This window comes from Bergeyella anatis (genome assembly GCF_036016955.1).
Taxonomy (GTDB): domain Bacteria; phylum Bacteroidota; class Bacteroidia; order Flavobacteriales; family Weeksellaceae; genus JAYWXI01.
In genome coordinates this window covers 1-7,629 of the sequence record NZ_JAYWXI010000032.1, presented here as the reverse complement: position 1 = coordinate 7,629, position 7,629 = coordinate 1, and the positions used below count along the sequence as shown (strand labels likewise).

Here is a 7,629-nt window from a genome sequence, read left to right as displayed (position 1 = left end):
AAATTTTGAATACAAGACCACGCAAAAGATTTGGATTTTTAAGTCCAAAACAAGTATATTTGAAAACTATTAATAACAACGGAAAGTTACTTTTATAAGTTGAATCTAATAATTTTTAAAATGAGAAAAAAATATATTCTGTATATTATTATACTGGGTGTTTTAGGGGTGTTATTTAGGGAACATATTTTGGGGTTTCTTAAAGGTTTTTGGGAAGGATTATCCGATTAATGAGGAAGGGGGTAAGCTTATTGACCTGGGGAGACTTCTTCGTTAAGTTTTGCGGAAGCGGTTATGTAAAGGGGTTGCAGATTTGCAACCTTTAGGTTGTCAACAGGCGGGTTGTAAAGCGTGTAAACGATTACTTACTCGGTTAGCTTCTGTAGGTTCGCTACGTTTTTGGCGTGACCTGTTTCGAAAATTGAAGCCATGATATTAACTTGTGTTGTTATTGTAACAAATTTATTAAAATTTCAATCTGGGAAAAGGAATACTTTTAAATTAATTGCTTTTTTAAGAAATAATTATATATTTACCCTTAAATTTAAAAAAAATTATAGAACACAGAAAATTTATCTCAGATTGAGAAAGAGTTGGAAAAAAGCGAACTACTTAACGATTTCCAAATGGAGGAACTTGAACAGAGATTTGAAATGACTGCAGCGGCAGATGCGCCTGCTGGGGATGGTCCTCAACCTGGAACGGTTCCAATTGCTACTGTTTCTTAGACGATCTTCTAATTTAATAGTCTCTGAAAGGAGATCTTATTTATTTTAATAAATAATTTTAAAATATGAACAAAATACTAACTGTTATTTTTCTTTCATTATTTGGCGTAATCACATCTTCACAAACTAAAGTAAAGATTCTTGATGAAGAAACTAAAGCCCCAATAACGAATGCAAAATTACTTTCAAATAACCAAATATATTATAGCAACGAAGATGGTGTTTTTGTTTTGCCCGAAATTAATTCGCTATCAGAGTCTACAATAGAAGTTCCATTCTATGAAACAATACACATTGAAGATTTAAGTAAAATTAAAAATGCAATTTTATTAAAGCCCTCTTATAAACAGATTGAAGAGGTAACAATAACAAAATTGGATTTCAATGCATTTATTAAAAATTTATATGAAAATTACAATAAATTCTACAATACTTTTCCTCATTTGTATGAAGCCGATTATAAAGAAAAATTAATAATCAATGGGAAAATAAATAGTCTTTTAGTTTCGGATATTAATCTCTATGCTGCTATGAATGCCGTAGGGATGACTATAACAGGAAATGTCGATAAATACATTCAAATAGGACTTGACAAAGTAAAATATTACAAGATTGATAACTCTGAAATTAACTTCAAAGAATTTACAAATAAGCGTGCGCTTTCGTGGTTTAATGGACGAATGTTTTTAAATGGGGAATTTGCAATATTACAATTTGGATTAGATAAAATACCTGTAAAAACTCAGCTAATATATCAAGATGAGACTTTAAAGAAATTTTCATTTTATTCTGAAGCAATTGCAAAAAAGGGAGCGACTTTCAAAGGTAATTTTGTTGTTGATAAAGAAAGTGGTGCGATTAGCCATATGGAAGTTGAACAAACCTATGATAAATCTGAAAGAACATATAAATCAAGTAATGGTAAAATGATGATTGATACAAAATCAGTTGTAACTACTTATGATTACTACAAAAAGGATAAAAAATTCTTTCCTGCTAAGTTTACACTTACACAGAAAGGCACATTAACTAAGGATGGAAAAGATCAAGATTTTAGAAGAATCCGTGAAGTGATTTTTACCACTGGTAAGGAAGTAGCGTCTGATTATACTTTACAAAATCGCATGGATATATCTAATAAAGATTTACTATTTTATATTCCGAACAAAGTAACTAAAGATAGCCAAAATCTCCTATCAACAGAAGAACAACTCTTTATCAATGAGCAATAACTATAAATCTCCGGATTTTTATTTCTATTTTGTTTATCTTCGTCTTTATGAAAAGACTTTTGTTTTTAATGCTTTGTTTATCGGTTGGGTATCAGGCGCAAGATTTACGGAGCATCCAGCTTTTTAACCCTCAGACCAACGATCAAACGCCGGTCATTCGATTCGATGAGCGTCTGATTCTTCGTTTTGATGATCTTTCCAATGCGAGCACCATTTTCCGCTATACCCTGAAGCACTACGACCGAAACTGGGGAGAAGACGGGCTTTTTTACACGGAGTTTGCCGAAGGGCCTCTCAACGGTTTGATTGACCAAATGCAGTATTCTTTCAACACCAGCCAGCCTTACACGCACTACACCTTAGAATTCCCCAACGACAAGATACGCCCCAAAATTTCGGGCAACTACGAAATTGTGGTTTATAAAGATTCGCCTCAAAAGCCTCTCTTTTCCAGACGTTTTTGTGTTGTAGAGGACGGGGCTTCACTCGCTTTAAATCTTTCCAGAATAAACAATTCCAAAAATCCGGAAGCCAACCAAAGGCTTGAAGTAGCCGCCATTCCCACCAACGACCGCCTCAACAGCAACCTTAACTCTCTGTCTTTAAGCCTTATCCAAAACAACAACTGGAACAGTATTCTCAGCGACCGACGGCCTTCTTCTTCATTGGGCAACCGCATTCTTTTCCAACAAATGGATCTTGTTTTTCCGGGGTATAACGAGTTCTACTATTTCGACAACAAGAATCTTACTCTCCCTGCCGATATGGTTGCGCATTACGAAAATGACGAGGGCGTCCATCATACTTACCTGCATCCCGTTTGGGCTTTTCCCTTAAACTACCAATACCAGCCCGACGTTAACGGGGCCTTTTACTTTCGACGAAACGACATGGGCATCGAGAGAAATGCCGACAAAGAAGCCGACTATACCTGGGTGCATTTCGCCTTGGAATCCGATCCCGTGGACAGAAACCTCTACGTCTTAGGAGGGTTCAACAATTACCAGCCTTCGGAAGAAAACCAAATGCATTACGATGAAAAAAACCGAATGTACACGGCTAAAATCTACCTCAAACAAGGTTTTTACAACTACCTCTTAGGAACAACTTCCACCTCGGATGGAAAGATGAACTTAGGGGAAATCAACGGTAACTTTTGGCAAACCGAAAACCTCTACCAAGCCTTTCTTTACTACCGTCCGTTCAACCGCAATTACGACGGCCTCATCGGTTACGGCGAACTAAGGCCTCCGGTAAGATAGCCCGCCCGCTTTCCCTAAAAAAACCGTTCGGCTTTCTTTGAAAGCCGAACGGAACGGTTTGGGTTTACACCAAATAAAAATCTTTTAATTTTTCCTCACACAACTGGCGAATCACTTCAATCCATCGGTCTTCGTCATTCAGACAAGGAATGTAATGAAACGTCTCGCCTCCGGCATGCAAAAACGCTTCCTTCCCTTCCACCGCAATTTCTTCCAGCGTCTCCAAACAATCCGAAACAAACGCAGGACAAACCACCGCCAAATGCTTAACCCCTCTTTTAGGAAGGGCCTCCAACGTTTCGTCCGTATAAGGTTCTATCCACTTATCTTTGCCCAATCTGGATTGAAACGACACAATGGTTTTAGCCTTAGGAATCCCCAGTTTTTCGATGACCAACGCGGTGGATTTAAAACACTGGTGGCGGTAACAAAATTTATGGGAAGGGTTCCACTCCTGATGGCAACAGTCTCCAATTTTGCAAGTTTTCGTAGGATCGGTTTTGTAAAGATGCCGCTCGGGAACCCCATGGTACGAAAACTGAATCGCATCGTACGTCTCCGGCAATTTTTCCCGAATGCTTTCGGCCAAACAATCCACATAAATATCCCTTTGGTAGAAGGGTTCCACGTAAGCGATTTTAACGTGTGGAAACTTTGCCTTCCGCACTTCCTCCGCTTTATCGATCACCGTTTCGGTAGTACTCATGGCGTACTGCGGATACAAAGGAAACAAAACAATATCCGTTACCCCTTGCGCCGTAAGTTTTTGGATTCCGCTCTCAATGCTGGGCTGGGCGTACCGCATCCCAATTTCCACGGGAACATCCACCACTTTGCGCAGTTTGTCCGCAATCTGCTCGGTGATCACAATCAAAGGGGAGCCTTTGTCCGTCCAAACCGTCTTATAAGCCTCCGCCGATTTGGCAGGGCGGGTCTTCAAAATGATTCCGCGAACCAGCAAAGCCCTGAAAAACCAACGGTAATCAATGACTTTTTCATCCATCAGAAACTCGTCGAGATAAGTCTTCACATCCTCGACTGCGGTTGACTTAGGCGAACCCAAATTCACCAATAAAATGCCTTTCTTCCGTTGCAGATCCGCTTGCGAATCAATCATATCTTCCAAAATTGAGTTATAGTTTATTACAAATTATAAAATTATAAAAATTAGCCGTTCACGGCTTCCACCCGCTCCACCAAATCGGGTAAAAACTGCTTCAGAATATTTTCAATTCCTCCCTTAAGCGTCGCCGTGGAACTCGGACATCCCGCACAAGCCCCCTGCAAAAGCATCTTAGCCACTTTGCTTTCTTTGTCGTATTCCAAAAGCGATATTTTCCCGCCGTCATTCTCCACCGCAGGAGCCACGTACTCCGCAAGAATGTCAGAAATCTTCTGCTCGTCCTCAGTGTAATCCCTATTCAAAATTTTCTCCACCGGATTTTCATGTTTCTGCGGCTCGATATTCGAGACCTTATTCCCCGCCTGAAGATATTCCGCCACAAAAGAACGCACCGCCACCATAACCTCGTGCCACTGCACACTATCGTCCTTGGTAACCGCCACAAAATTATCCGAAATAAAAACCTCCTTGGCAAAATCGAACTCGTCCAAAATGGCTTTCGCCAAAGGCACATCCTCGGCTTGCTCTTTTGATTTCACCTCCAAAAACCCCTCCACGATAAAACGTTGGGAAACAAATTTCATCACCGCAGGATTAGGCGTCATCTCTGCATAAATCGGGAAAAGTTCCCTTTTCTTCTTTCGGTAAATGCGAGGGTTCTCCAAAAGTTGATCTTCCACAACGTTTTTCAAACTTTCCGCCACATGCTCCCATTCCACCGTCTCCTGTTTGGCTACCGCCACAAAATTGGCCGTAATGAAAATTTTATCCACAAAAGGGTAATTAAACAATTCTTCCGCCAAAGGAATTTCCGAAATATCCGAAGAACGATCCAACTCCAAAGCCCCGGGAATCAGCGTATAATCCGCCACGAACTTCATCACCTTTGGATTTTCTGTTGGTTCGATAAGTATTTGTCGCATTTTTTAAGTATTTTTGAACTGCAAAAATAGGGAAATACCACGGGATGTGGCGCGTTGTAATTTAGATTTTATCAATCGTCTTTTTGCAGTGCCCCAATTCGCCCCCAAAAGCAGAATGCCCCCTCTTTCAAAACCAAAAAACAAACACTATGGCCCTCGTAAAAACATTAAACGGTAAAACCCCATCCATCGGAGAAGATACTTTTTTAGCAGAAACCGCCACTCTCATCGGAGACGTTACCATGGGACGCCAATGCAGTATTTGGTACAATGCCGTCCTCCGAGGCGACGTCCATTCCATCAAACTGGGCGACAAAGTCAACGTGCAGGACAATGCCATGCTTCACTGCACCTACCAAAAACACCCCCTGAATATCGGAAATAATGTTTCCATAGGGCATAACGCCATTGTGCACGGTTGCACCATTCACGACAACGTCCTCATCGGTATGGGCGCCATCGTCATGGACGCCTGCGTGGTGGAGTCCAACTCCATCGTAGGAGCCGGTTCCGTAGTTACACAAGGTACACACATTAAGTCCGGAGAAGTCTGGGGCGGCATTCCCGCAAAAAAAATAAAAGCCATTTCCGAAGAGCTCCTTCAGGGAGAGGTCAACCGCATTGCCGACAGCTACGTGAAATACGCCGGCTGGTACAAAGACGAACCCACCCCCTAACCCCACATTGGGTAAAAAAACAACCGCCCCTAAGCTGTTCTTTTGCTTAGGAGCGGTTTTGCGTTTAAAACATCAGACTACTTCACGCTTAGTCGGTAGTAGGTCTCAACAACGCTTCCGTCTTCAAGCGTAGCTACCAATCGGTATTTTCCGGCTGGCACCGTGCTGTTGACCGAAAAAGTCACATAGTTTTCTTCCGAAAAATTACTTTTATAATCGCTGAACTCGGTCGTAAACTCATAAGAGCGATCCACCCCAACAAATTTCATGGTCTTAATTTTACTAACCGCAATGTAGTAAAAAAAGCCTCGTCCGTTATGCAGTCCCTCAATGCTGCTTCTATCGTCGATGCTTTCTCCCGAAATAATCAGTTTCTCTTTTATCACCCTTACTTTAAAAGCATTTTCAGTCCCTGCTTCCGAAGTGATTTTATAGGCGACATCCTGATTAAAATCCTGAGGCGTGTCGGGCGCGGGCGAAATCGTGGCATTAATCGGTAATACTATACGGGGGATTTTTGCGGACAAGTTTTCGGTCTCCAGCATTCTTACGATAAAGTCCCGGTCGGTCAGACCGGCTTTAATACTCGGACTTGCAAAATAAGCCGATACCGCATGGGGATATAGATTCGTGTACCCTTTATTATTGTACGGCACCGAAAACAACTGAACAACATTGTTGAAATTTTTAACCCTCACTTGGTATTCCACCTCTGTTTTATCGCTTTTAATCAGAACCACCGAAGGCGGATTCTCCACATCCACGCTTCCAGAACCCGACGAAATTCTGTACGACGCCCCGTCGGAAACCTCCACCACCAACGTCGGCACAATATTAAACTGCTTCGTCTTATCTTTGTTGATATAAAAAGTCAGCGTTTTATTTTCCTCATCAATCAATGCCTCGTAATTGTATTCCGCTTTTAACTTTACCAACCGAAACCCTTCCCGCCGGAGGACATTAACCGCATAGCTCCTCTGCGTACCATCCTCCGCCGTTACCACAAAGGCTTTTACAGTTTCATAGTTCACAATGCTCGTCTCATCCACGTCCAAAGTGGCCATGGGAGACACTTTGATGGTCGTTTCCAAATTCAAATTCGTAACGTTTGCCGGAATCTCAACGTCTACGGTAAATTTCGTATTATCCACCTTTGCGCTTGCATTTTTAACCGAAACCGATACAATTTCCTTTTCGGAAGATTTTTTCGTTTCGGTCAGGGTTTCCCTATCGCAGGAATCCAATAGACCGCAAGCCGAAATCAGCACCACAAAAAGGAATATAAATCTTATCTTTTTCATCCCGTTTATCTCTTTAGCACTTTGCAATTTTAACCGATACAAATGTAACTAAATTACAGATACCTCCCAACAAGGAAACGAACCCTTGACCACTGACAACCAACAACAAAAAGAAAATAAACCTTGTTAATCCGCTGTTTTTCGTCCTCTGACCTAATAAAAATCATCAAATTAAGATTAAACAAATTTTGCCAGGGAACAACAGCGACTAACTTGGAGCGATAGAAGAATGAATAATTTTCATCCATAAAATTGAAAACAACCTGTTGTGCATTTAGCACAAATTAATTTTTAATTTGTTCAAACTTCTTTTGAAGACGAAAAAATTGAGGTATTGAATCATCGTAAAAGAAGTTATTTTCGAGACTATCCTCGTCGCTAGC

Annotated in this window: 6 protein-coding genes and 1 pseudogene; 3 read left to right on the top strand and 4 right to left on the bottom strand. The window is 41.0% G+C overall.

Going from position 1 to position 7,629, the window contains the following annotated elements:
• Window positions 1-793 precede the first annotated feature (793 nt).
• Both VQ048_RS11620 and VQ048_RS11615 read left to right on the top strand, forming a co-directional pair.
• A complete protein-coding gene (locus VQ048_RS11620) occupies window positions 794-1,960 on the top strand; it encodes a hypothetical protein (RefSeq protein ID WP_327611838.1) in 1,167 nt (388 codons plus the stop codon).
• Between the two features lie 47 nt (window positions 1,961-2,007).
• Entirely contained in the window at window positions 2,008-3,222 is a 1,215-nt protein-coding gene (locus VQ048_RS11615; RefSeq protein WP_327611837.1) for a type IX secretion system plug protein, read from the top strand.
• A 64-nt stretch (window positions 3,223-3,286) separates the two neighbouring features.
• Here VQ048_RS11615 and hemH read toward each other — a convergent pair whose 3' ends face one another.
• Window positions 3,287-4,339 carry a ferrochelatase gene (hemH, locus tag VQ048_RS11610; RefSeq protein ID WP_327611836.1) on the bottom strand — a complete coding sequence of 351 codons (1,053 nt, stop codon included), beginning with the start codon at window positions 4,337-4,339 and terminating at the stop codon, window positions 3,287-3,289.
• Between the two features lie 50 nt (window positions 4,340-4,389).
• Window positions 4,390-5,268, bottom strand: a complete 879-nt coding sequence (locus VQ048_RS11605; protein WP_327611835.1) for a NifU family protein — start codon at window positions 5,266-5,268, stop codon at window positions 4,390-4,392.
• Window positions 5,269-5,417: 149 nt separating this feature from the next.
• Between VQ048_RS11605 and VQ048_RS11600 the strand changes: the two genes are divergently transcribed.
• Window positions 5,418-5,945, top strand: coding sequence for a gamma carbonic anhydrase family protein (locus VQ048_RS11600; protein WP_327611834.1), 528 nt, complete (start codon window positions 5,418-5,420; stop codon window positions 5,943-5,945).
• Window positions 5,946-6,022: 77 nt separating this feature from the next.
• Here the strand turns inward: VQ048_RS11600 and VQ048_RS11595 are convergent, their stop codons facing one another.
• Window positions 6,023-7,246: an SGBP N-terminal domain-containing protein gene (locus VQ048_RS11595; protein WP_327611833.1), complete on the bottom strand. Its 1,224-nt coding sequence runs from the start codon at window positions 7,244-7,246 to the stop codon at window positions 6,023-6,025.
• Window positions 7,247-7,520: 274 nt separating this feature from the next.
• Window positions 7,521-7,629, bottom strand: a pseudogene (locus tag VQ048_RS11590) (IS982 family transposase); the annotation flags it as partial.